The sequence below is a fragment of the Xanthomonas sp. NCPPB 2632 genome, assembly GCF_041228075.2.
Taxonomy (GTDB): domain Bacteria; phylum Pseudomonadota; class Gammaproteobacteria; order Xanthomonadales; family Rhodanobacteraceae; genus Luteibacter.
On sequence record NZ_CM192979.1, the window covers coordinates 4576181 to 4602500 of the forward strand.

The window sequence follows — 26320 nt, forward strand, 5'->3', positions numbered from 1 at the left end:
GTCCCGACAGCAAAGGCGGGATGAGCACAGCATGCAAGTGTGGATCGGACGTAACGGCGAGCGGTTCGGACCTTACACGGACGACGAAGTCCGTCAGTGGCTGAGGGATGGCACCTGCCGCCCTGACGAACTCGGCTGGCACGAAGGCATGACCGACTGGCGCCCCCTCGGCGAGCTCTTCCCCGATGAGCGCCCCGCCGTCGCGCCGGGCGCGGTGCTGCCTCCGCCGCCGCCCTTCCTCGGCATCAACGATGCCGCCGTGGAGCCCGAGCACACCGGTTTCTGGCTGCGGCTGGGCGCGTGGGTGATCGACTACATCGTGCTGATGGTGCCGTTCACCTTCATCAGCATCATGATGGGCATGAGCGACGTCATCACCAGCACGTTCGCCCGGATGGAGCACGACCAGGCGGCGGCCATTACCGCCTATGTCGAAGCCATGCGGCCGATCTCCTACGTGCTGCTGGTGGTGGGTTTCGCCTACTACGTGCTGTTCGAGAGCTCGAAATGGCAGGCCACGCCCGGCAAGCTGGCCTGCGGCATCCACGTCACCGATACCACCGGCCAACGGCTGACCCTGGGCCGCGCCGCCGCGCGCAACGCCGTGCGTTTGTTGAACGCGGTGACCCTGCTGGTGCCGATGGTGTTCTACGTCACAGTGGCCTTTACCCAGCGCAAGCAGGGTGTGCACGACCTGCTCGCCAGCACCTACGTGGTCATGGGCCGCGTGGGCAGGCAGCAGCGCCCGGCCCCGCGCGGCGGTGTCGGCGGCAGCTTCGACGCCTGACCCGGCTGCCCCGCCCGGCCCCACGGCCGGGTGGCTCCCCGTGCTTGCTATCATCGGCGGCCCGGTCCGACGTTCCGGCCGGCTGAGCAAAGCACAGGAAAGCCATGCAGAGCATCGAACAACGTATTGCCCAGGACATCGCCGCGAAGCCCGAACAGGTGCGCGCGGCGGTGGAGCTCCTCGACGGCGGCGCCACGGTGCCGTTCATCGCCCGCTACCGCAAGGAAGTCACCGGCGGGCTCGACGACATCCAGCTGCGCCTCCTCGAAGAGCGCCTGCGCTACCTGCGTGAGCTGGAAGACCGCCGCGCGGCGATCCTGGACAGCATCGTCGAGCAGGGCAAAATGACCGACGCCCTGAAGGCCGACATCCTGGGCGCCGATACCAAGGCGCGCCTGGAGGATCTCTACCTTCCGTACAAGCCCAAGCGACGCACCAAGGCCCAGATCGCACGCGAAGCCGGCCTGGAACCGCTGGCGCTCGGCCTGCGCGACGATCCCACGCAGCAGCCCGAAACCGTCGCCGCCGGCTTCGTCGATGCCGACAAGGGCATCGCCGACGTCAAGGCCGCGCTCGACGGCGCGCGGGCCATCCTGATGGAAAGCATCGCCGAGGACGCCACACTGGTCGGCGAACTCCGCGACTGGCTGTGGGAAAAAGGCCAGATCCGTGCCGTCGTGGTGGCCGGCAAGGAAAACGAGGGCGCCAAGTTCCGCGACTACTTCGACCATACCGAAGCCGTCTCGCGCATTCCGTCGCACCGCCTGCTCGCGCTGATGCGCGCACGCAATGAAGGGGTGCTGGAAATAGACCTCCAGCCGGGAGTGGACGCCGACCAGGGCCATGCCGAGGGCGAAGGCCGCGTGGCGGCACGCGCGGGCATCGTCAACAAGGGCCGCGCCGCCGATGCCTGGCTGCGCGAGACCGTGCGCCTCACCTGGCGCGTGAAGCTGCACCTGCACCTGACGCTGGACCTGTTCGGCCGCGTGCGCGAAGGCGCCGAGGACGAAGCGATCCGCGTGTTCGGCGACAACCTGAAAGACCTGCTGCTTGCGGCCCCGGCCGGCGCGAAGACGGTCATGGGCCTGGATCCGGGCATCCGCACCGGCTGCAAGTTGGCCATCGTGGACGCCACGGGCAAGCTGGTGGCCTACGACACCATCTACCCGCACGAGCCGCGCAACCAGTGGGACCAGTCCATCGCCCGCATCGCGCAGCTGAGCAAGCAGCACGGCGTCAACCTGATCGCCATCGGCAACGGCACCGCCTCACGCGAGACCGACAAGCTGGCCGCCGAAGTGATGCGCAAGCATGCCGACCTCAACCTGTCCAAGGTGGTGGTCAGCGAAGCGGGGGCCTCGGTGTATTCGGCATCCGAGCTCGCGTCGAAGGAATTCCCGGACGTGGATGTCTCCATCCGCGGCGCCGTGTCCATCGCCCGCCGCCTGCAGGATCCCCTGGCCGAGCTGGTGAAGATCGAGCCCAAGGCCATCGGCGTGGGCCAGTACCAGCACGATGTGAACCAGGTGAAGCTGGCCCGTGCCCTGGACGCGCGCGTGGAGGACTGCGTGAACGCCGTGGGCGTGGACGTGAACACGGCTTCCGCGCCGCTGCTGGCGCGCGTGGCGGGCCTGTCCGGCAGCGTGGCCGAGAACGTGGTGAAGCACCGCGACGCGAACGGCCCGTTCCCCAGCCGCAAGGACCTGCTCAAGGTGCCGCGCCTGGGCGACAAGGCATTCGAGCAGTGTGCCGGCTTCCTGCGTATCAGTGGCGGCAGCAACCCGCTGGACGCCAGCTCGGTGCATCCCGAGGCCTACCCGGTCGTCGAGCGCATCCTCAAGCAGTGCGGCCGCGAAGTGAAGCAGGTCATCGGTGACACGTCATTCCTGCGCAACCTCAAGGCGGAAGATTTCACGGATGCGACGTTCGGCGTGCCGACCGTGCGTGACATCCTGAAAGAGCTGGAAAAACCCGGCCGCGATCCGCGCCCCGAGTTCGTCGCGCCCAGCTTCGCCGAAGGCGTCGAAGACCTGAAAGACCTGGCCGTCGGCATGGTGCTCGAGGGGCGCGTCACCAACGTGGCGGCCTTCGGTGCGTTCGTGGACATCGGCGTGCACCAGGACGGCCTGGTCCATGTGTCCGCCCTGTCGCACACCTTCGTCAAGGACCCGCGCGATGCCGTGAAAGCCGGCGACGTGGTGAAGGTGAAGGTGATGGAAGTGGACCTGCCGCGTAAACGTATCGCCCTGAGCATGCGCCTGGACGACGTACCGGGCGAAGCCCGCGGCGGCCGCCCGGGGGCACGTGACGACACGGCCGGCACCGGCGGTAACCGCCGTGGCGGACAGGGCGGCGGCAACCGCAACGCGGCACCGCCCAAGCCCTCCGCCGCGCCCGCCAACAGCATTTTTGCCGATGCGCTGTCGCGCGCCCTTAAGAAATAACGCAACATACGCGCGCGCCTCTTCGGAGGCGCGCGACTCAGGGACAACCCATACGCAAGCCCCTACCGCGGCGCAGCATGCGCTCGCGTATGGCTTCGATTACCGTAACGTTTCTCTAACGCCCCACACACGGAGTGATTCCACATGCGTATTCGTCATCTCGCCGGCGCCATCGGCGCTGCCCTCCTCGCCAGTGCCGGGGCACACGCCGACGGTTTTACGCAGGTGGTGTCCTTCGGCGACTCGCTCAGCGACAGCGGTAACGTCTCCACGCTGCTTCGCTCGCCGGTCGCGCTGCGCTTCACCACCAACCCGGGCACCGTCGCCGTGGAGAACATCGCGGCCAACTACGGCCTGACGCTCACCCCGTCGCTCAAGGGCGGCACCGACTACGCCTACGGCAATGCGCGCGCCGCCACGGTGAACCCCGTCACGGGCACGCCGCTGACCGTGCCGCCGACCTCGACGCAGATCCAGACCTACCTCGCCTCCACCGGTGGCAAGGCCGACCCGAACGCGCTCTACACGATGTGGATCGGCGCGAACGACCTGCTCGCCGCCACGGCCAACCCGGCCACGGCCCAGGTCGTCGTCGCCACCGCGGCCACCAACGAAGTCGGCCAGATCAAGGCCCTGCAGGCCGCCGGCGCGAAGACCATCGTCGTCTTCAACCTGCCCGATGTGGGCAAGACCCCGGCCGCCCTCTCCCAGGGTGCCACGGCAGCCGGCCAGATCTCGCAGCTGGCCCAGGTCTACAACGGCGTCCTGTCCGGTGGCCTTACCCAGGCCGGTCGCGGTATCGTGCCGGTCAACGCCTACGCGATCCTCAACGAGGTCATCGCCAACCCCAGCGCCTACGGCTTCACCAACGTCACCGTGCCGGCCTGCACCACGGCCTCGTCGCTGACCTGCACGCCCGCCACGCTGCGCGACCCGAATGCGGCGTCCACGTACCTGTTCGCCGACGGCATCCATCCGACCACGGCCGCCCACGCGATCCTCGGCCAGTACGCCGTGTCGATCATCAGCGCGCCGCAGAAGATCTCGCTGCTCGGTGAAGCCGGTCTCGCGTCCAACGCGGCCCATGTCCGCGCCCTGCGTGGCCAGATGATGGCCGACAACTTCGGCGCGGAATCGCGCGTGTTCGCCGCGGTGGATTACGGCCAGCAGAAGTTCAAGTCGACCGACACCTCGCCCAAGACCGACAGCGACAACGTCAACCTGACCGTGGGCGCGGATGCCCGCGTCAACGACAACGTGTCGGTCGGTGTCGCGCTGGGCCTGTCGCAGAACAACGCCGACTTCCAGGGTGGCGGCGGCTACAAGATGCAGGACGTGGCCGGTTCCGGCTACGCGTTCTACCACCAGGGCGGCGGCTACGGCGGCGCGTTCGTCAGCTTCGGCCAGCTGAGCTTCACCGATATCGATCGTCGCATCGACCTCGGCGCAGCTCGTCGCACCGAGACCGGCAAGACCGACGGCTCCCACGTGGGCGCAGGCCTGCAGGGCGGTTGGTGGTTCGGCAGCGACACGCTGAAGACCGGTCCGTTCGTGAGCGTGGAATGGGAGCAGCTGCGCGTGTTCGGTTACACCGAGCGCAGCGACAGCAGCACGGCGATGACCTTCGGCCGCCAGACCCGCAACGCCCGCATCGAAACCGCCGGCTGGCGCCTGCAGGGCTCCTGGCAGGCCGGTGCCACCCTGCTGCATCCGTTCGCCGAAGTGGCCTACAACCACGACGGCCGCGCCGACGCTCGCTTCGTGTCGGCCGGACTCAACAGCATGGCCGGCCGGTTCGACGTCCAGGGCTTCACCCCGGACAAGACCTGGGCAACCGCCGATCTGGGCGTCAGCGCCGACTTCAGCCAGCGCTGGAGCGGCTGGGCCAGCTACAGCGGCCGCTTCGCCGACGATACGCAGCGTTACAACAGCCTTAACCTTGGGCTGAAGATGGCGTTCTGAGCGGCCTCATATAAAAAACGCCGGCTAATTCGAGCCGGCGTTTTTTTATAAATGCGTCAATTACCAAAAGCTATTCAGGGATTGACCCATGTCCAGCCCTTGTCGTTAAGCATGTCGGGCTCAGCAGCCCCCGCAGAACTGCATTCTGCAATGCCACAGGCTGCACTTATGGAAAGAAATCCTGGCAATGTATAGTGGGTGATGATGGTCCCCGGAACGATGTAACGCAGGCCTGGGTTGCTCCCACAATTTACTTCTTCGGTGATCAAATAAGCAGTGTGGGTGTTGCCCGCGTGATACGTCAGGGCGTTACAAAGACGGATGTCCTGGCCTACCAGTGCGCCATTTTCGTCGAAGTATTTGCGGGACGTAGCGTTAGGCGAAAGTGCGTTCGCCGAGCCTGCGAAGCCCAACAAAAGTGCAGCTGTCAAAGCCATTTTTGACCATGTATACATCATGTGTTCTTCCTATAGACAAAAGATTTGATAGGGGAGAGAGGCGACGCAGGCCTGGCAATCAATTCAGCACCAAGTAGTGCCGTCAAAAGCGGACTATTGATCATTACCACTGACCTATGCCGCTGCCTGCCCTGCACTTTCAACTTTCCTACCTTATTGCCCTAATGTCTGTCAGGGAAACCTTACACAGCACATTTTTCTGCGCGTGAGAAAGTGGTGGCGGGGTGACGTGTACACATATCGCTGCTATAGCGACAGCTATGGATGCAATCACGCGCAAATGAAGAAGGTCCAAAGAAAAACGCCGGCCCACGGCCGGCGTTCTCTTCGAGGCGTAAGAAAGCCTTACTTCTTGCCGCCAGCCTTCGAATACATCGCTTCAGCCTGCTTCTTCAGGTCGTTAGCAGCGTCGTCGCTGAGCACATCGACCTTGCCGCCGGCCTCGTTCTGCTTGAGCACCAGTTCGCCGGCATCGTTCCAGCCCGCGCGCTCGGTGGAGGTCGGCTTGCCATCCTTGCTGGGCTTCTTCTCCTGGACGATCACCCACGGCTTGCCATCCTTGTAGGCATAGTTGGTCGAGGTAAAGCCCTTGTCGCCGTAGTCGACCAGTTCGATGACGAACTGCACGTCGCTGCCCTTCTTGAAGATCTGCCAGCCGCGCGACTCGCCTTCCTTCAGCGCGGTGCCCTGGGTCATCTTCAGGCCGCCGATGTTCTTCTTCAGGCTGTTGAAGCCGTTCAGCTCCTTCTCGCCCGGGGTGGCTTCACCCACCATCTGGATGTTGGCGACGTTCTTGGCACCCTTGGTCAGCACCGGGGTCTTCAACGGCGACGAATAGTGACGCTCACCGTCCTGAAGCGACGCTTCGACGATGTAGATGTCGTTCGGGTTGAGATCAGACGCGTTGAAATCGAGCTGGAACGACTGCGGCAGCGTCACCGGCTGGATAGTCTTGGTGGCCAGGGGCTGCGAGCCCTCGGCGCTGACGTCCACCAGCTTCAGATCGAGCTTGGCATCCGGCGACAGCTGCGCGCCCGCGTCACGCAGCGTGACGCTACCCGTGACGGCATTGGCGGGAGCGGCATTGTCGCTGCCACCGGCGGCGGCCTGCTGGCCGTTGTTGTCGGAGCCGCCACCGCAGCCGGCAAGCGCCAGGGCAGTCACGGAAGCGAGCGACAAGAAGATCCTGCGCATGGTCGAACCTCATAGGAAACGAAACGGATTTGGGTCGCGGACGATACGCGCGCGCATGGCGCGGCAACACGTCCCGGGGGAACCTTGGAGCATACCGGCAAAATCTCTCCTGTAAAAGTCAAGGGAGGAATTACCTGAGTTTTCGTAAAAGGAGACCCTGTTGGCATGTTGAAAGGCAGGTTTGCCGGAAACGGCCAGGCGCCAGCACGATTGCGACCTGGTCACCCGCTCCCATGCAAAAAAAACGCCACCCGGATGGGTGGCGTTTCTCGAGTGGATAGCCGCCATGGAACGGCTATCCACGTTCGACGGCACGACGATCAATAATCGTACGTGACGCCGAAGCGGAAGTAACGCGGGATCTGGAACGCGATCGGCACGTTGTAGGTCGGCTCCGGCGCATCCGTGGTTGCATAGTACGGATTGGACTGGGTCTTCTTCTGCTCGTTGAGCAGGTTGAAGACTTCCGCCGTGAACGCCAGCTTGCCTTCGGCAAACGAGGGACGGTAAGCAAGCGCCGCCGAGACGGTGTGCGTCACCGGGTTGCGACCCACCGCGCCCGGGGGCGACGGCTGGCCACCGCACCAGTGGTACGACTCGGTGCCGTAACCGGCGTCGATCTGGCCGGGGCCGAAACCGCCGTAGCAGTTACGCGGCGCACCGGAGATGATCGCGATGTTGCCCGAGAGCTGCAATTCCGGCGTGATCTCGTAGGCGCCATATATCTTGAACGCATGGGTGTGATCGTTGGCGAGCTTGCCATTCGAATACACCATCAGCGGGGCGTTGTCCCATGCCTGGGTGACCGACGGATCGCTGCGCGTACCGGCATCAGAATCGGTCTGACCTTCGCTGTTGCCGTAAAGCTTCGAGTAGACATAGCTCACGTTGCCCCACCACTTGCCATCACCCTTCTCGTGCTGCAGATGCAGTTCGAGCGCGTAGTAATGACGCTTCAGGTGCGGGAACCCGAGATCGGCGTTGGTCGCATCGACGCTGTCGAAGCCGCCGGTGGCATTGGGCGCCAGGAACGTGTTGGCACGACCCGGATTGAACAGATAGCAGCTGACGCCGGCCTGCTTGAGGTCGACCGCGGAACCGCTTGCCGTGAACAGCTGCTGCAGGCGACCCGCCGGATCGTCATTCGTGTCGCAATAATCGTCGATCGCGTTGCCGAGCTTGCGGTAGGTCGCCTTGGCGCCGTAGACCCAGTTGTCGCCGAGGGTCTTGTCGAAACCGAGGATGAATTCATCCTGGTATTCGGACTTAAGGCCCTTCGCTGTGACGATGCGGGGGTCCTTCGCCTGACCGTACTCGTTGTTCAACGAATACGGCTGGCCCGGGCCATTGACTGTATTGAGCGGCGTGAGCCCCGTCGGATAACCGGTGGTCGGATCGATGCCGGTGTAGGAGTAATAGACATTGGTCTGCGTGGAGCCCGACGCACCACGAAGTGCCGGTGCGAGCGGCAGGGCGAGGTAGTAACGACCCGCGTTGCCGTAGACCTTGAAGGTGCTATCGCCGAACACGTCCCACGTACCACCAAGACGCGGAGCCCACTGCGGCTTCGTCTGGGTGATGTACGGCTCGTTGCTACCGTTGTAGTTGGTGAATTGGTCGTTGCGCAGGCCGAGCGACAGCTTCACGGTATCCGTGACCTGCCATTCGTCCTGGACGTACTGCGCGCGCTGGCGTACACGCACCGAAGCGGCCGTCTGCTGGCGGTACTGGCTCACGTAGTAAGGCGTGCCAACCGGGGAGTCGACGGCGCCGTTGGCGATGCCGCTACCCGCTGCCACCGTACCGTAGCTCCACATGTAACCGGCATCGGCATACACCGATGCGCCATCGTTCAAGTCCTGCGAGTTCTGATTGTCGATACCGGCGGAAATGGTGTGATCTCCCAGCACATAGGCCAGGTCGACGCGGTAGTTCGACACCTTGCTCTCGTGCCTCGAATCGGGCACCGTCGTCAGGTTCTGGGCATTGGTGATGCCCTGCGGGAAGCCAGCGGTATAAGCCGGATTCTGCTGCTGCGGCGAGATGATGTGGATGAGCGACGGATCAGCGCTACCCGGCTTCGTGTAGAGCTTGGTGTCCTGCTTGCCATACTGTGCGGTAAGGGTCAGGGCATCGGTGATGTAGCTCGTGTACTTCGCGATCCACATCCGCTGCTTGGTATTCTGAGTCGTATCCTGCGACTGGAACGCGCCCGTGCGACGGGTATCGTTGTCGAAAGCGTAGACGTCGCCGCTGTAATTGTTCTGATAGCTGGCGCCCGTCAGCTCGAGCAGGTTGTTGTCATTGATGTTCCAATCGAACTTGGCATACAGCTTCGGGCTTTTATACGTGTACTGCGTGTTCTGGTTCTTCGAGCTGAGGTCAACGTTGTCGCCCTGGCGCTTTTCACCCTCAACCGCGATAAAACCGAACAGGGTGTCCTTGATCAGGGGACCGCCGGCGTACGCCGAATAGACCGCATCCCAATCCTTGTTGAGGTTACGGTAGCGATAGGTCTGACCATCGTTGGCCGAGCTACCCGGGTACTTGGCATTGATCGGATCGGCCTTGGCGAACGCCGGAGTCCAGAGGATCTGGCCGCCCGCATGGAAGTCGTTGGTACCGCGGCGGCCGACGATGCTGATCACACCGCCATCGGAACGACCGTATTGCGCACCGTAACCGCCGGTCAGGATTTCCTGCTGGTCGATGGCGCCATAGGGCAGCGCCATGCCGCCGTAGCCGGCCACCGGGTCGGTGGTATTCATACCATTGATGTAATACGCGTTCTCGGTAACGGCAGAGCCACCGAACGAGACAAGCGTCTGGCCGGTGGGGCTGGCGAATCCGGTACCCGATGCACCCGGCGAGACGCCCGGAGCCAGCAGCGCGATCGCTTCGGCCGAACGGCCGAGCGGCAGCTGCTTGAGCTGGGTCTGGGTGATGACGGTGCGCGAGTCGACCGACGAGACGTCGATCGGCGGCGTGGATGTGCCAACCACAGTGACGCCTTCGAGGTTCGAGGCATTCGCGGCAGTGGCTGCTGCGCCGGCATTGAAGGACACATCGGTGCCAGCGTTGACGCGGAGTTCCACGTTGTCGCGCGAATCGACCGTCGCGCCACCCTTCATCAGGCTGACCTTGTAGGTGCCCAGCGGAAGGTTGCTGAAGCCGTAACGCCCGTTCTGCCCGACCGTGGTGGTACGGGTCACGCCGGAGCCGCTGGTGATCTGAACGGTGTCGCCGGCTTCGGCCGAACCGAAGAGGCTACCGGTGGTGGACTGGGCGAACGCGCTGCCCGTGAGGCCCATGCCCATGGCCAGCGCAAGCGCCAGCGACGAACGACGCAGGACGGAAGCCTGCCGGATGCTGCGAGAACTCATTGCAAATCTCCCCAGATCGACCCTAACAGGGCCCAAAAAAACGAGCAAAACCGACCAAAGGCCGGAAAAAAATGGCCTTGTCCGTCGCTCGGATCCGAGGGGTGATACCAGCGCCCTACTCCTCCCAGAGAGGACGCCAACCCCTGACCAGCTTCTGACAAGCCCTGACGAGGAACCCACCCTTCGCCTTTCGTGGTTCACGAAAGGGTCAGTCAGGTATCGCCGATGCCGAACATAGGCGTGACCCGACTGCCGTGTCAACAAATTATTTACACGGGCTAGGGGTTTTTCCTAGTGCGGAACTCGTTCAGGTATGGCTGCCAACTCGCGGAAATCAGGGCATTTTTGCTTGAGAAATAAACAGTTCCGAAAAAAAAGCCCTCGTCCGGGAGGCGGAAGAAGGCGATCTGGGGAGCACGTTTCCTTACCGTCGGGGGGCAAAGCCTTGCCCCCCGCGGTCTTTTTCTTGTTGTGCGATACGCGGCGCGTTATCAGAAGTCGTAGCTGATGCCGAAGCGAGCGTAACGCGGCGTGGTCTGGTAGATGGGAACGCCGTACCGCGGGTTCAGCTGCTGCGTGGTGCCGTGCAGCGGGTACACCTGCGTTTCCTTACGCTGGTTCAGCAGGTTGAACACCGTGACGTTGAAGGCCAGCTTCTTGTCGGCCCATTCCGGACGGTATTCCAGGCTGCCCGTGACGATGTAGGTCCAGGGATTGTGGCCCGCTTCACCCGGGGGCGACGGCTGACCGTCGCACCAGTGGTAGTAGGAGCCGTAGCCGAGGTTCGGGTTCGTCTGGTTCGGGCCGTAGAAGCCGAGGCAGCTCTTCGGTGCGCCCGAGGCGATGTTGATGTTTGCGGCAACCAGCCATTCCGGCGCCAGCTGGTACGAACCGTAGGCCTTGAACTGGTGCTTGCGGCTGTTGGCCAGTTCGCCGTTGGCGTACTGCATGACTTCGGCGTAGTCCCAATCGACCGTCGCCGAGACCGTGTCCTGACGGATGTCCGAACGGACCTGGCCTTCCGAGTTGCCGTAGCTCTTGGAGTAGACGTAGTCGAAGCGGACCTGGTACTTGCCGTCCCAGGCGTGGTCCAGGTACATCTCGAGACCGTAGTAGCTGCGCTTGTTGTGCGGGAAGCCGAAGTCCTGGTTGTTCATGTCGACGCTGTAGAAGCCGCCATTGGTGTTCGGCACGAGGAACGTGTTGGCACGGCCCGGGTTGAACAGGTAGCTGCCCTGGATGGCGCCGATGGTGTTCGGATCGATACCCGAACGGATCATCTTGGCCTCGATCGCGCCGCTGTCGCCGACATCGTCGATCGAGTTACGCAGCTTGCGCACGGTGGCCTTGGCACCGTAGGTCCACTTGTCCGTCAGCGCGGCGTCGAAGCCGAGGATGAACTCGTCCTGGTACTGCGACTTGATGTTGGTCGCGGCGGCGGTAGCCGGGTCACGCGGGATGCCGTACTCGCGGTTGGCCGAGATCGGGCCGCCCGTGCTGCTGGCGATCGGCGTCAGGCCCGACGGGATGCCGTTGGCGTCGATGGCGGTGTAGTTGAAATACTCGCGGGTGTAGAGCGAGGCACCGGCGGAACGCAGCGCGACGGTCGCCGGCAGCGCGAGGTAGTAGCGACCCGCGTTGGCGTAGATCTTCAGGCTGGAATCGCCATTGACGTCCCAGGTGGCGCCCAGACGCGGGGCCCACTGCGGCGTGGTCAGGCGCAGGTACGGCTGGCCGTCCTGGTTGTAGTTGGTGAACTGGTCGTTACGCAGGCCCAGCTTCAGCATCCAGCGGTCGTTGACCTGCCAGGTGTCCTCGATGTACTGCGCACGCTGCGTGGTGCGAACCGACGCGGCGGTGCTGTAGACATAACGCGCGACATAGTAACCACGGCCACCCGGGGGGGCGACATAGGCGGCGTCGGTCGGCAGCGTGCCGATGATGGGCGTGCCCGCGTCGGTGTTCAGGTACTCCCAGGCGTAACCCGGACCCGTCGTGCTCTGGCCGTCATCGTTATCGGCCACTTTCTGGTTATCGAGACCGGCCACGATGGTGTGGTCGCCGATGTGATAGCTCAGGTCGACACGGAAGTTCGTGTTGGTCGAGGTATGGTTCGGATTGTTGGTCTGCGCCGCCGGGTTGGCGTTGCTGATCGCGGCACCGCCGGTGATCAGCGGATCCTGGTTGGTCGCCGTAATGATCGACGGCAGGGACTGATCGCCACCCTCAGCGGTGTAGTACGTGCCCTTCATCTTGCCGTACAGCGCGGTCAGGGTCAGGTCGTCGGTGATGTAGCTGGTGAACTTGGCCGTGTACAGATTCGCACCCGACTTGTTCAGCGGCGCGCCGGCGGTGTCCTTGCCGGTGTATGCACCCTTCTGCTGGGTCGCGTAGCTGTAGCTGTAGATCGACGCGTCGTAATCCTGCTTGTTGGACGCACCGGTCACTTCGAGGATGTTGCTGTCGTTGATGTTCCAGTCGACCTTGCCGTAGATCTTCGGGTTACGGTAGGACTGCTGGTACACGAACGGGGAAGCGATGCTCGTGGTCTGGCTGCCCTGGCGACGCTCCTGCTCGGCGGCAAGGAAGATGTACAGCTTGTCCTTGATCAGCGGGCCACCGGCGTACGCGGAGTACGTCGTGCGCCAGTTCTTGTCGTTGCGGTTGTCGTCGTACAGCGCGCCGGCCTGCGCACCGACCTGGCGGTAGTAGTTGATCTGGTCGGCCTTGGTGCCCTTCGGCTCCCAGAGCACCTGGCCACCGAAGTGCCATTCGTTGGTGCCGCGCTTGCCGACCTGGCTGATCACGCCGCCGGACGAACGACCATACGCCGCGCCGTAACCGCCGGCGAGGATTTCCTGCTGGTCGATGGCGCCGTACGGCAGGGTGATACCGCCGAAGCCGCTGAGCGGGTCGGTGGTGTTGAAACCGTTGATGTAGTACGCGTTCTCGGTGACGGCACTGCCGGCGATCGAGACCAGCGGGTTACCGGTCGGGCCGACGAAGAACGAGCTGCCGCTCACGGCGCCCGGCGCCAGCAGCGCGATGGCTTCGGCGGTACGCGCCAGCGGCAGCTTGTTCAGCTGCTCGGAAGTGATGACGGTGCGCGAGTCGACCGCGCTGACGTCGATCGACGGCAGGGCGTTGGCCGAGACGGTCACGCCTTCCAGGCTGGTCGAAGCCGAGGTGCCGGAAGCGGCGGCGGCGTCGAAGGCCACTTCGGTACCGGCGCCGACGCGCAGGGAGACGTTGGAACGCGAATCGACGGCGGCACCGTCCTTGTTCAGCGTCACCTTGTAGCTACCCAGCGGCAGCGACGTGATGGTGTAGCGACCGGCGGCATCCACGGCGACGGTGCGGGTGACACCCGTCTCGTTGGTGGCGGTCACGGTCTGGCCCGCACCTGCCGGCACCTGGCCGAAGATGGAACCCGTGGTGGACTGTGCGAAAGCGGCACCGGACACGGTACCCAGGCCGATGGCGAGGGCCAGTGCGGTGCGACGTCCCATCATGGCGGCGCGGTTGTGGCGCGAATTCATCTTGCATCTCCCCGATTAAAAATTCCGTCAGCGCGATAGGTCGCGTCGAGCGGCAAGCCGACCCCGGCCCGGCTTGCGCCAGGCTTCTGAGAGATCGGAGGCTGAAAAAATCCCCTTTCAACAGCAGAGCCCCCTACTAAGGACCCTGCACCCCGAAGCGCCACTGTCGTGGCTTGGCATTAGGTATATCCAAAGCTGTCATCGCTACGCAATACGAAAATCTCACGGAAAATTTACGTAGCTAGACAGCTATTCCCATAGCAAGTGATAGGCAACGCAAAAAACTGCGCCGTTACAATCAGTTACATGTGTGACCTTTGGGCCTTGCAAGAAAACCCCACCTTTTTCCTAGGAATCATTCCTAGAGAAAAGTCCGGATTTGACGGGTGTCCACGCAGGGTTTTGCGCATTCGACACCCCCCGCGACGAGTCCGACTGAGCCGATTCGCCCTATAACGCATGAAATACCGATTGCAACGTTCCGGGGATCGACGCGCACTCACCCGTGCCCTCGTACCGGCAGGCAAACATCCCAAGAAGGAACAGACGGTTAGGCGCCGCAGCGATCGCACTGGCGAGTCCAGTGGCAGCGGATGGTGTTACCTAAGAAACTTCTCAGCAGAAAGGCTTTCGAAGGGAAGTTGCTGTACACCGAATACACGGTCCGCGCGTTGGATCGCGGAAGGCCGGGGGCCGATCCACTCAGACACGAGGTTCCAAGCGCATGAATTACAACTCAAGGGGCTCCGTCATGGCCGATGCGGCCGGTGAAAACGTAGAGTCCGCACGTATCGACGTCACGCCGGTCGCGTCGTCGTTCGCCACCCGCGTGCGGGCAGTGATCAAGATGTCCGGCAGCGTCAGCGAAATCGCCCGACGCTGCGGCTTTTCCGAAGGCGTCGTGCGCAGCTGGCGCGACGGCAACACCGATCCATCGCGCGGGCGCTGCGTCACGATGGCCAAGACACTGGGCCTTTCCCTCGTCTGGCTCGCCGCCGGCGAAGGCCCGATGATGCTGGACGGCTCGGGCGAGGATGCGCTGGTCCGTAGCGACACCACGGAAGCCATACGCGGCCGTGACGGGCGCGAAGCGTCGGGCCCGGTGCCCGCCACGCTGGATGCCTCCCGCCTCGCGGCGGCGATGAAGCTCCTGCAGTCCGATATCGAGATGACCGGCAGCCGGTTCTCCCCCGTGCGCCATGCCGACCTGGTGGCCGAGATGTATTCCATCCTCGGTCGGTCGGGCGAAGCGGATTATGCGGATCGCATGATTGCCTTCCGTCATACGCTGATGTCGCGCGTGGCGGACGACCAGGCCACGGCCGCCGCCTGATCGGCGATAAGCGATAAGTAGGGCCCCGCCGCCAGCGGCGACGGGGGCCTGTGCGGGCTGGTATGGCTTACAGCCGCGAGATGTCCGCGATGGCGCCGAAGGTGGCCTTGAGCTGCGCCAGCAGCGCGAGACGATTGCCGCGCACCGCGGCGTTGTCGGCATTGACCAGCACGTCGTCGAAGAAGGTATCCACCGGACCCTGCAACGCCGCCAGGCGCGCCAGCGTGCCCGTGTAATCGCCCGATGCCAGCATGCCCTTCGTCTCGGCGCGCGCCGCGTCCAGCGCGGCGTGCAGTGCGCGCTCGGCGTCGAGCTCGAAATGCGCCGGATCCACCGTAGCGGGCACAGGCGAGGCACCGGCCTCTTCCGCCTGCTTGCGCAGGATGTTGGCCACGCGCTTGTTGGCCGCTGCCAGGCTGGCCGCTTCGGGACGTCGCGCGAACGCGCCCACCGCGCGCAAGCGGCGATCGAAGTCCGGCAACGTGGCCGGGGACACCGCGATCACCGCTTCGAACTGGTCGGCCGAGAAGCCCTGGTCGGCGTAATAGCCACGCAGGCGCTCCAGCACGAAGGCCTGCACCTCGTCGCCCAGCTCGCGACGTCGGGCACCGATGTCGACAGCGGGCGGCTTGCCGTCCTTGCCGGGCTTCACGCCGGCCACCAGGGCCGCTTCGGGAACCAGCTCGAAGGCTTCGCTGAGGGCGGCGCGCAGATCGATGTCGAGGCCGGCCTCGATCAGCGTGCGTGCGAGCCCGAGCGCCGCGCGGCGCAGGGCGAAGGGGTCCTTGTTGCCGCTGGGCTTGAGACCCACGGCGAAGATACCGGCCAGGGTATCCAGGCGTTCGGCCACGGCCAGCACCTGGCCGACCTTGCCGGCGGCGATGGCATCGCCACCGAAGCGCGGCTGGTAGAAGCTGTCCAGCGCGTCGGCGACATCCGCCGGCAGGCCCTGGCGCGTGGCGTAGTAGCGGCCCATCACGCCCTGCAATTCGGGGAACTCGCCGACCATGCGGGTCAGCAGGTCGCACTTGGCCAGCGCGGCCGCCTGCGTGGCCTGCCCCGCGTCGACGCCGACGCGGTTGGCGATCACGCGGGCCAGTTCGGCCACGCGCACCGTCTTGTCCCACAGGCTACCCAGCGACTGCTGGTAGGTGACCGACTTGAGGCCTTCCTGGTGGTCGGCCAGCGGGGTTTTAAGATCGGCGTCCCAGAAGAACTTGGCGTCGGCGAAGCGCGGGCGGATGACGCGTTCGAAACCCTTGCGGATCTCCGAGGGATCGCGGCTTTCGATATTGGCGACACCGATGAAATGCTCGGTGAGGCGGCCGTCCTCGGCAAACACCGGCACGAACTTCTGGTTGGTCTCCATGGTGGTGACCAGCGCCTCGGGCGGCACGTCCAGGAACTCACGCTCGAACGTGCAGGCGATCGCTACCGGCCATTCGGTGAGGTTGGCGATCTCGGCCAGCAGGCCCTCGCCCAGTCGCGGCATGCCGCCGGTGGCCACCTGGGCCACCTCGTCGACCACGCGCTGGCGGCGCTCGGCCGGATCGGCGATCACGTGCGCCTGGCGCAACGTATCCAGCCAGCTGTCGGCATCGGCCACCGACACGGGTTCGGGATGGTGGAAGCGATGACCGCTGCTCAGCCGCCCGCTGGACAGCCCGAGGGCCTGGCCATCGACCACATCGGCGCCGTGCAGCATCAGCAACGTGTGGACCGGGCGGACGAAGCTGTCCTCGCGGTTACCCCAGCGCATGGCCTTGGGAATCGGCAGCGCCTTGAGCGATTCGGCGACCACTTCCGGCAGCAACGCGGCGGTGGGCTGGCCCGGCTTCACCGCGCGGAAGACGAACCAGGCGCCCTTGTCCGTTTCCAGCTTTTCCAGTGCCGCCACGTCCACACCGCAGGACTGCGCGAAACCGACCAGCGCCTTGCTCGGCGTACCGTCCGCAGCGAGACTGGCGGCCACGGCCGGCCCACGGCGTTCCACGGTCTGCTCCGGCTGGGCCACGGCCACATCGGGAAGGTAGACGGCAAGGCGGCGCGGCGAAGCGTAGGTTTTCGCGGCCTCGTAGCCGGCGGCTACGCCGCGCTTGCGCAGGCCTTCGACGATGCCCTGCGCAAAGGCGCCGGCAAGGTCGTCGAGGGCCTTGGGCGGCAGCTCTTCGGTGCCCAGTTCGATCAGGAGGGGCAGGCGCTTATCGGCCATGGACGGCCTCCTTGTCATTCTTCTTCAAGCCGGGAAACCCGAGTTTTTCGCGCTGGGCGACGTAGGCCTCGGCCACACTGCGGGCCAGCGTACGCACGCGCAGGATGTAGCGCTGGCGTTCGGTGACGCTGATGGCACGGCGCGCGTCGAGGAGGTTGAAGGCATGGCTGGCCTTGCAGACCTGCTCGTAGGCCGGCAACGGCAGGCCCGCCTCGATCAGCTTGGCGGCTTCGCCCTCGCACACGTCGAACCAATGGAACAGTTCCGCCACGTTGGCGTGCTCGAAGTTGTAGGTGCTCTGCTCCACCTCGTTCTGGTGGAACACATCGCCGTAGGTGACCACGCCGTGCGGGGCATTCGCCCAGACGATGTCGTAGATGCTGTCGACGTTCTGCAGGTACATCACCAGGCGCTCGAGCCCGTAGGTGATCTCGCCCGTGACGGGCCGGCATTCCAGGCCACCGGCCTGCTGGAAATAGGTGAACTGGGTGACTTCCATGCCATTGAGCCAGACCTCCCAGCCAAGACCCCAGGCACCCAGCGTCGGCGACTCCCAGTTGTCCTCGACGAAGCGCAGGTCGTGCACCAGCGGATCGATGCCCAGCGCCTTCAGCGAGCCGATGTACAGGTCGAGGATGTTGTCGGGGTTCGGCTTCAGCATTACCTGGTACTGGTAGTAATGCTGCAAGCGATTCGGGTTGTCGCCGTAGCGACCGTCCGTGGGCCGTCGGCAGGGCTGCACGTAGGCGGCGGCCCAGGGCTCCGGTCCGAGCGAGCGAAGGAAGGTCATCGGGTGGAAGGTGCCCGCGCCGACTTCGGTGTCGAGCGGCTGCACCAGCACACAGCCCTGGTCCGCCCAATAGCGGTTGAGGGTCTGGATCACGTCTTGGAAAGTGGGCGCGGACATGGTTCCCGAGTCCTTGAGAAAGCGGGCTAGTATAGCGGCGTAGTATTGAACACGGGGTTGGACCTGATGGCAGTCAATCCGCAGCACGCCGCCCTCCTGGGTCGCCGTGGCCGGCTGGAACTCGAAGAGGTGCTCGCCGCGCTCATGGTGGACGGCTATGTCGGCGCCGACGATGCCAAGCGCGTGCGCACCGGCTCCCGCAGCGGCCGGTCGGCCATCGAACTGCATCCCCTGGTCGTGGTCTCCAGCGCGAAGCTGGACAATGGTCGCGACCCCGGTCGTCCGTTGAGCCTGGAGGTCCTGGTCGAGTGGCTGGCCGGCAAGGCGGACCTGCCCTACCTGAAGATCGATCCGATGAAGGTCAACGTGGCGCAGGTCACGCAGGTGGTCAGCAACGCCTACGCGCAGCGCCACCGGATCCTGCCGGTAGCGGCCACCGCCAATGAAGTGACCTTCGCCACCGCAGAGCCCTTCGATACCAGCTGGGCCGACGATCTCGGCCAGATGCTCCGGCGCGACATCCGCCGCGTGGTCGCCAACCCGATCGACATCAACCGCTACCTGCTCGAGTTCTACGGCGTGCAACGCTCGATCCAGCTGGCGGTCGACGCGAAGGGCCAGGACTCCACCTCGAAGATCATCAACTTCGAGCAGTTGGTGGAACTGGGCAAGGGCGGCGAACTGGGCGCGGACGATCGCCACGTCGTGCATATCGTCGACTGGCTGCTGCAATACGCCTTCGAGCAACGCGCCTCCGACATCCACCTCGAGCCACGCCGCGAGGCCGGCCAGATGCGCTTCCGCATCGACGGCGTGATGCAGAAGGTGTTCGAGTTGCCGCCACCGGTCATGACGGCGGTCACCGCACGCGTCAAGATCCTCTCGCGCATGGACGTCGCCGAAAAGCGCCGCCCGCAGGACGGTCGCATCAAGACGCGTTCCGCCGGCGGCCGTGAGGTGGAACTGCGTATATCGACCATGCCGACGGCCTTCGGCGAAAAAGTCGTGATGCGTATCTTCGATCCCGACCTGGTCATGAAGGATTTCTCGCAGCTCGGCTTTTCGGCGGAGGAAGACCGGGTGTGGCGCGGCATGGTGGAGCGCCCTCACGGGATCGTGCTGGTCACCGGCCCTACGGGCTCGGGCAAGACCACCACCCTGTATTCCACGCTGAAGCACCTGGCCAAGCCGGAGCTCAACGTCTGTACGGTGGAAGACCCCATCGAAATGGTCTCGCCCGACCTCAACCAGATGCAGGTGCAGGCCTCGATCGACCTGGATTTCGCGGCGGGCGTGCGCACCTTGCTGCGCCAGGATCCGGACATCATCATGGTGGGCGAAATCCGCGACCTGGAAACCGCGCAGATGGCCGTCCAGGCCTCGCTGACCGGCCACCTGGTGCTGTCCACGCTGCACACCAACGACTCACCCAGCGCGGTCACCCGCCTGCTCGACCTGGGCGTGCCGCATTACCTGATCCAGTCCACGCTCAGCGGCGTAGTGGCACAGCGACTGGTCCGCACCCTGTGCCCGCATTGCAAGCAGCCGGCCGCCCAGGATCCGGACGAATGGCGCGTCGTCACGCGTGGCTGGGACATCCCGCTGCCGGAGCGCGTGTTCGCGCCCGTGGGTTGCCTGGAATGCCGCAAGACGGGGTTCCTGGGCCGCACCGGCGTCTACGAGATGATGCCGATGACGGGACGCCTTCGCAGCCTGATTTCCGCGGAGCTCGACCTGGGCCGGTTCGGCGCGGCCGCCTTGCGCGAGGGCATGAAGCCACTGCGCATCTCCGCCGCGGCACAGGTGGCCGCCGGCATCACGACCGTGCGGGAAGTGCTCAACGTCCTCCCCCCCAGCGACATCGAAGATACGTCCAACTCATGAAGCCCTTGATCATCGTCCGCACCGGCCGCGCGCCCGACGTCATCAGCGCGCGCCATGGTGATTTCCCCCGCTGGTTCCAGTTGGGGCTGCGCCTGCGCTCTCCCCATATCCGCATCGTCGATGCGGAAAACGGCGATGCCTTGCCGGACCCTCGCGACATCGCCGGTGCGGTGCTGACCGGTTCCGCATCGATGGTGACGGAGAAGCTGCCGTGGAGTGAGCGCACGGCCGGCTGGATTCGCAATGCCATGGACGTGGAATTGCCGCTGCTGGGTGTCTGTTACGGGCACCAGCTGATGTCGCATGCGCTGGGTGGGCGCGTCGACTACCTGCCCGGCGGGCGGGAGATGGGCACGATCCCCGTCACCCTGCGGGGCGAGGTGCAAGGCGACCCGCTCGCCGCGGCGCTGCCCCAGACCTTCGCGGCCCATGCAACCCACGAACAGAGCGTGCTGGAGCTGCCGCGCGGCGCCGTCTCGCTGGCGGGATCGCAACGCGATCCGCACCACCTCGTCCGCTATGGCAGGCACGCCACCAGCACGCAGTTCCACCCGGAGTTTTCCGCCGAAGTCATGCGCGCCTATATCCGGCGACGCCACGACGTGCTCGACCGGGAAGGCCTGGCACCGGTGCAGATGCTGGCGGCCGTGGTACCTACGCCGCATGCGACGCGACTGCTGCGCGGCTTCGTACGCGAACACCTGCATGCATCGCGACCGGAAGAGGCCCCCTCAGTTACGTAGGCGACGAACGATGGCGCCGCGCGAGACGAATGCGAACACGATGCCGAAGAGGAACCCACCGATGTGGGTCCACCAGACCACGGCGCCGTAGCTGGCGCCGGCATAGCTGAAAAGCAACTGCACCAGCGCCCAGATGCCGATCAGCAGGAAGGCGGGCACCCGGACGAACTCCAGGAACAGCCCCAGCGGCAGCACCAGCCCGAGCTTGGCGCGAGGGAACAGCGTGACGTAGGCGCCAACCACGGCCGACACCGCACCGCTGCAGCCGATGATCGCCACGCGTGCACCGGTGAGCGAGATGGCGCCGATCAGGTTCGCGACCACGCCCCCGAGCAGGAACAACAGCAGGAAGCGCGGCGAACCGAGGCTACGCTCGGCCGGCAGGCTGAAGATCACCAGGAACAGCAGGTTGCTGACCAGGTGCAGCCAGCCTCCGTGGATGAATGTGGCCGTGAACAACCGCAGCAGCGCGGGATCGCTGACCTGCTGCCACAGCGGCAAACCGGTCCCGAACAGGTGCGCCGGCACTGTCCCCCAGTGCCGCATGATCAGCGTGCGCTCGTCCCGACCGGCCAGTGCCAGGCCCACGAAGCTGACGACGCAGACCACCACGATCAGCATGGTCGCCCAGCACAGGCGCGACCGCCGACGTGTGTCCACGTGGACGAACATGGTCAAGGAATGCCGCGGGCGAGATGCGGACCTTCGGCTTCGAGCGACGACAGGGCGAACATGGTCTCCGGACCGACGACACCATCGGCGGCGATGCCGAAGCGCTGTTGCACGCCAAGCACCCGTGCCTGGACACCGCGATCGAATGTGGTGGGCGCCACCGCACCCGCCCCCTCCGCGGGCAGGTGGCTCAACAGCCAGCCGACGCCCGGCCCGGTGTCACCCCGAGCAAGCTTTGCCGGCATGGACGGATCCGTGCGGAACACGGCGTAGAAGCGACCGTTCCACACGCGTTCGAAGACGTCTCGCGTCAGTTCGACGTATTTGCCTCCAAGATACAGGCGTACGTCCTCATCGCCGGCGCCGACGAGAAGCACTTCCTGCCGCCCGTGTGCTTCGTCCAGCTCGAGCAGTAGCGGGCGATCGAAACGGCGAAGTTGATCCAGCGAACCACGCCCGCTGACACAGGCGAACCCAGGGAAGATCACGGCATCGCAGGCCATGGCCGTCGCGACCGACGTTTCTTTCGAGGTGACCTGCCAACGCGCAAGCAGCTCGCTCCATACACGCAGCTTTCCGACGTCCGCCGGAGGCAAGGCATCACGGAACTTCTCCAGCGCCTGTTCCGGCGTGGCGGTTACCAGGTTCTTCGGACGAGACGGGCTGCGGCCTGACAGGAACCAGGTAGCGACACCGCCCACGAACACGACGGCGAGGATCGCACCGGCCACGAGGATGGCTTTCCGGTAACGGCGCAGCCAGTAACGCGCGTGCTGTGGAAGGACCTCTCGCGAGACGAAACCGAGCGCTCGCTCGCCGATCGAACGTTCGCCACGCTCGGCAGCCCGCTCCAGAGCACGCTGAGCCAGGGCACTGAGCCGCCGGGGATTGCCTTTCCCGTCGTCGCGCAAGCTGCGCAGGCCCAGCCGGCTGAACGGCATGTTGGAAGCACCCGCTACGTGCAGGCGATGACGTACATACCGCTCGCTTTCCTCGGCCGTCAACGGCACCAGCGTCAGGCGGCTGGTCACCCGGGCCATGAGGGCGGCAACCTGCGGACCGGCACGCCGTTCGTCGGCGCCGGGCAGTCCCACCAACACCAGGTGGAAGGGCGTGCCAGCCTGTTCGCAAGCGGCATGCAGGTGCTCTACCGCGGCGAGCATGCCGTCCGGCATGCGATGGATGTCGTCCAGGATCAGCAGGAAGCGCCGGCTGACATGTTGCAGCAAGCGACCCAGGCCAGCGGCCAGTCCGTCGACCAGATGAGCTTCGGTGTTGGCCTCGGCGCTGAGCGGAAGCGGCAGCCCGAATCCCGCATACATGGAGCGAAGCCAGGCGATCGTGCCCAGCGCGTAGTCGTCGGCACCATGGCGAACGGCCTTCACGCCGTGGTTGGGCGCATCGGCTTCGATGAGCACGCAAAGAAGGCTCTTGCCGACGCCGGCGTCCCCGGTAATGAGGGTAATGCTGGTGTCCGTGGAAACCAGCTGGTATTCGACATGCGCGAGGGCATCGCGTTCGCGCGCAAACAGACACGCAAAACGCGCATCCGGTGCATCGCCGAACGGAGGCTCACGCAGCCCGAAGGTTTGTAGATACATGGTGCCTAATGTAGCCGATCGCCCGGCATGGGTGATCGGGTCATCAGACATGATTTCAAAGGAAATTAAGCAAGAAAAAACCCAGCCTCAAATGAGACTGGGTTTTTAGGATAAAGCCCCTGGCGGTGACCTGTTGCGGGTCGTGCCCCTTGGGCACACCAGCAACGGTTCGACAAAGACGAAGGCCTCCCCAATGGGGAGGCCTTCTAGATAAAGCCCCTGGCGGTGACCTGTTGCGGGTCGTGCCCCTTGGGCACACCAGCAGCGGTTCGACAAAGACGAAGGCCTCCCCAATGGGGAGGCCTTCTAGATAAAGCCCCTGGCGGTGACCTGTTGCGGGTCGTGCCCCTTGGGCACACCAGCAGCGGTTCGACAAAGACGAAGGCCTCCCCAATGGGGAGGCCTTCTAGATAAAGCCCCTGGCGGTGACCTGTTGCGGGTCGTGCCCCTTGGGCACACCAGCAACGGTTCGACAAAGACGAAGGCCTCCCCAATGGGGAGGCCTTCTAGATAAAGCCCCTGGCGGTGACCTGTTGCGGGTCGTGCCCCTTGGGCACACCAGCAACGGTTCGACAAAGACGAAGGCCTCCCCAATGGGGAGGCCTTCTAGATAAAGCCCCTGGCGGTGACCTACTCTTGCATGGCTTGAGCCACACTACCATCGGCGCATGCGCGTTTCACTTCTGAGTTCGGGAAGGGATCAGGTGGTACCACGCCGCTATGGCCGCCAGGGAAGGGGTGGGAGCAGCGCTTTTCGAGCGCCGGCTCCACAGAGGGTGTAAACGAGTGACAAGCGTCCGGGTTGTAATCGAACAGCGAGTTAAGAGATTAAGACGGTGAAGCGTCTTGGGGTTATATGGTCAAGCCTCACGGCTCATTAGTACACGTAAGCTCAATGCATTGCTGCACTTCCACACCGTGCCTATCAACCACCTAGTCTTGATGGTGCCTTAAGGAGAGTCTAGCTCTCGGGAGATCTCATCTTGGGGCGTGCTTCCCGCTTAGATGCTTTCAGCGGTTATCACTTCCGTTCGTAGCTACCGGGCAATGCCATGGGCATGACAACCCGAACACCAGCGGAACGTCCACTCCGGTCCTCTCGTACTAGGAGCAGCCCCCCTCAAATCTCCAACGCCCACGACAGATAGGGACCGAACTGTCTCACGACGTTCTGAACCCAGCTCGCGTACCACTTTAAATGGCGAACAGCCATACCCTTGGGACCGGCTACAGCCCCAGGATGTGATGAGCCGACATCGAGGTGCCAAACACCGCCGTCGATATGAACTCTTGGGCGGTATCAGCCTGTTATCCCCGGAGTACCTTTTATCCGTTGAGCGATGGCCCTTCCATACAGAACCACCGGATCACTAAGACCTACTTTCGTACCTGCTTGATCCGTCGATCTCGCAGTCAAGCACGCTTATGCCTTTGCACACAGTGCGCGATGTCCGACCGCGCTGAGCGTACCTTCGTGCTCCTCCGTTACTCTTTGGGAGGAGACCGCCCCAGTCAAACTACCCACCATACATGGTCCCCGATCCGGATTACGGACCTAGGTTAGAACGTCAAGCACTTCAGGGTGGTATTTCAAGGATGGCTCCACCGAAACTAGCGTCTCGGTTTCATAGCCTCCCACCTATCCTACACAGAAGAACTCAACGTTCAATGTAAAGCTATAGTAAAGGTTCACGGGGTCTTTCCGTCTTGCCGCGGGAACGCTGCATCTTCACAGCGATTTCAATTTCACTGAGTCTCGGGTGGAGACAGCGCCGCTGTCGTTACGCCATTCGTGCAGGTCGGAACTTACCCGACAAGGAATTTCGCTACCTTAGGACCGTTATAGTTACGGCCGCCGTTTACTGGGGCTTCGATCAAGAGCTTCGCCTTGCGGCTGACCCCATCAATTAACCTTCCAGCACCGGGCAGGCGTCACACCCTATACGTCCACTTTCGTGTTTGCAGAGTGCTGTGTTTTTGATAAACAGTCGCAGCGGCCAGGTTACTGCGACCCCTCGATGCTCAGTCACGCACGTGACCACACCAAGGGGCGCACCTTCTCCCGAAGTTACGGTGCCATTTTGCCTAGTTCCTTCACCCGAGTTCTCTCAAGCGCCTTGGGATTCTCACCCTGCCTACCTGTGTCGGTTTGCGGTACGGTTTTTCTACAGCTGAAGCTTAGTGGCTTTTCCTGGAAGCGTGGTGTCAGTCACTTCGTCCTCATAGGACTCGTCTCGGTGCTCGGCATAAAGATTCCCGGATTTGCCTAAGAATCATGCCTACCGCCTTTCCCCAGGACAACCAACGCCTGGTAGACCTAACCTTCTCCGTCCCCACATCGCACTGTAGAAAAGTGCAGGAATATTAACCTGCTTCCCATCGACTACGCATTTCTGCCTCGCCTTAGGGGCCGACTCACCCTGCGCCGATGAACGTTGCGCGAGGAAACCTTGGGCTTTCGGCGGGGAGGCTTTTCACCCCCCTTATCGTTACTCATGTCAGCATTCGCACTTCCGATACCTCCAGCAAGCCTTACGACTCACCTTCACAGGCCTACGGAACGCTCCTCTACCGCGTACAGATCAAAATCTGTACACCCCGAGCTTCGGTGCATAGCTTAGCCCCGTTAAATCTTCCGCGCAGACCGACTCGACCAGTGAGCTATTACGCTTTCTTTAAAGGATGGCTGCTTCTAAGCCAACCTCCTGGCTGTCTATGCCTTTCCACATCGTTTTCCACTTAGCTATGACTTTGGGACCTTAGCTGCGGGTCTGGGTTGTTTCCCTTTTCACGACGGACGTTAGCACCCGCCGTGTGTCTCCCGTGTATCACGTGTTGGTATTCGGAGTTTGCCATGGTTTGGTAAGTCTCAATGACCCCCTAGCCATAACAGTGCTCTACCCCCAACAGTGTTCGCACGAGGCGCTACCTAAATAGCTTTCGAGGAGAACCAGCTATCTCCGAGTTTGTTTAGCCTTTCACTCCGATCCTCAACTCATCCCCATCTATTGCAACAGATGTGGGTTCGGTCCTCCAGTGCGTGTTACCGCACCTTCAACCTGGTCAAGGATAGATCACTCGGTTTCGGGTCTACTGCCAGAGACTATTCGCCCTATTCAGACTCGGTTTCCCTTCGCCTCCCCTATACGGTTAAGCTTGCCACTGACAGTAAGTCGCTGACCCATTATACAAAAGGTACGC

At 63.7% G+C, this 26320-nt stretch carries 14 protein-coding genes and 2 rRNA genes (1 of these 16 only partly in view); 6 read left to right on the forward strand and 10 right to left on the reverse strand.

Annotated elements, in window-relative coordinates; genetic code table 11:
- Positions 1-31: 31 nt before the first annotated feature.
- From AB8808_RS19760 to AB8808_RS19770, 3 genes are all read left to right on the forward strand, one after another.
- The gene (locus AB8808_RS19760) at positions 32-787 is read left to right on the forward strand and encodes an RDD family protein (protein ID WP_369931216.1); all 756 of its coding nucleotides are present in this window, start codon (positions 32-34) and stop codon (positions 785-787) included.
- A gap of 104 nt (positions 788-891) precedes the next feature.
- Entirely contained in the window at positions 892-3231 is a 2340-nt protein-coding gene (locus AB8808_RS19765) for a Tex family protein (RefSeq protein ID WP_369931217.1), read from the forward strand.
- 144 nt (positions 3232-3375) lie between these two features.
- Positions 3376-5193 carry an autotransporter domain-containing protein gene (locus AB8808_RS19770; RefSeq protein WP_369931218.1) on the forward strand — a complete coding sequence of 606 codons (1818 nt, stop codon included), beginning with the start codon at positions 3376-3378 and terminating at the stop codon, positions 5191-5193.
- Between the two features lie 74 nt (positions 5194-5267).
- Here AB8808_RS19770 and AB8808_RS19775 read toward each other — a convergent pair whose 3' ends face one another.
- From AB8808_RS19775 to AB8808_RS19790, 4 genes are all read right to left on the reverse strand, one after another.
- On the reverse strand, positions 5268-5651 hold the full coding sequence (locus tag AB8808_RS19775; protein ID WP_369931219.1) for a hypothetical protein: 384 nt from the start codon (positions 5649-5651) through the stop codon (positions 5268-5270).
- Between the two features lie 345 nt (positions 5652-5996).
- The gene (locus AB8808_RS19780) at positions 5997-6845 is read right to left on the reverse strand and encodes a DUF1481 domain-containing protein (protein WP_369931220.1); all 849 of its coding nucleotides are present in this window, start codon (positions 6843-6845) and stop codon (positions 5997-5999) included.
- Positions 6846-7165: 320 nt separating this feature from the next.
- The gene (locus tag AB8808_RS19785; protein WP_369931222.1) at positions 7166-10228 is read right to left on the reverse strand and encodes a TonB-dependent receptor; all 3063 of its coding nucleotides are present in this window, start codon (positions 10226-10228) and stop codon (positions 7166-7168) included.
- A 491-nt stretch (positions 10229-10719) separates the two neighbouring features.
- Positions 10720-13767 (reverse strand): TonB-dependent receptor, encoded by a 3048-nt coding sequence (locus tag AB8808_RS19790; protein WP_369931223.1) that lies wholly within the window; start codon positions 13765-13767, stop codon positions 10720-10722.
- A gap of 724 nt (positions 13768-14491) precedes the next feature.
- Between AB8808_RS19790 and AB8808_RS19795 the strand changes: the two genes are divergently transcribed.
- A complete protein-coding gene (locus tag AB8808_RS19795; protein ID WP_369931224.1) occupies positions 14492-15100 on the forward strand; it encodes a helix-turn-helix domain-containing protein in 609 nt (202 codons plus the stop codon).
- Positions 15101-15167: 67 nt separating this feature from the next.
- Here AB8808_RS19795 and glyS read toward each other — a convergent pair whose 3' ends face one another.
- Positions 15168-17312, reverse strand: a complete 2145-nt coding sequence (gene glyS, locus AB8808_RS19800; RefSeq protein WP_369931226.1) for a glycine--tRNA ligase subunit beta — start codon at positions 17310-17312, stop codon at positions 15168-15170.
- Positions 17302-18219, reverse strand: coding sequence for a glycine--tRNA ligase subunit alpha (gene glyQ / locus AB8808_RS19805; RefSeq protein WP_036139073.1), 918 nt, complete (start codon positions 18217-18219; stop codon positions 17302-17304). Before glyQ ends, glyS begins: the two co-directional genes overlap by 11 nt.
- Before the next feature lie 66 nt (positions 18220-18285).
- On the opposite strand from glyQ, the gene tfpB reads away from it, so the two are divergent.
- Positions 18286-20103: a type IV pilus assembly ATPase TfpB gene (tfpB, locus tag AB8808_RS19810; RefSeq protein ID WP_369931227.1), complete on the forward strand. Its 1818-nt coding sequence runs from the start codon at positions 18286-18288 to the stop codon at positions 20101-20103.
- Positions 20100-20846, forward strand: a complete 747-nt coding sequence (locus AB8808_RS19815) for a glutamine amidotransferase (RefSeq protein WP_369931228.1) — start codon at positions 20100-20102, stop codon at positions 20844-20846. Before tfpB ends, AB8808_RS19815 begins: the two co-directional genes overlap by 4 nt.
- On the opposite strand, the gene AB8808_RS19820 is transcribed toward AB8808_RS19815, so the two are convergent.
- The 4 genes from AB8808_RS19820 to AB8808_RS19835 all read right to left on the reverse strand — a co-directional run.
- Positions 20835-21518, reverse strand: a complete 684-nt coding sequence (locus AB8808_RS19820; protein ID WP_369931229.1) for a rhomboid family intramembrane serine protease — start codon at positions 21516-21518, stop codon at positions 20835-20837. The genes AB8808_RS19815 and AB8808_RS19820 overlap by 12 nt on opposite strands.
- A 2-nt stretch (positions 21519-21520) precedes the next feature.
- Positions 21521-23119, reverse strand: coding sequence for an ExeA family protein (locus AB8808_RS19825; RefSeq protein WP_369931231.1), 1599 nt, complete (start codon positions 23117-23119; stop codon positions 21521-21523).
- A 617-nt stretch (positions 23120-23736) separates the two neighbouring features.
- Positions 23737-23851: ribosomal RNA gene (gene rrf, locus AB8808_RS19830) — 5S ribosomal RNA — on the reverse strand.
- 124 nt (positions 23852-23975) lie between these two features.
- Positions 23976-26320, reverse strand: a 23S ribosomal RNA gene (locus AB8808_RS19835); it runs 540 nt beyond the window's last position.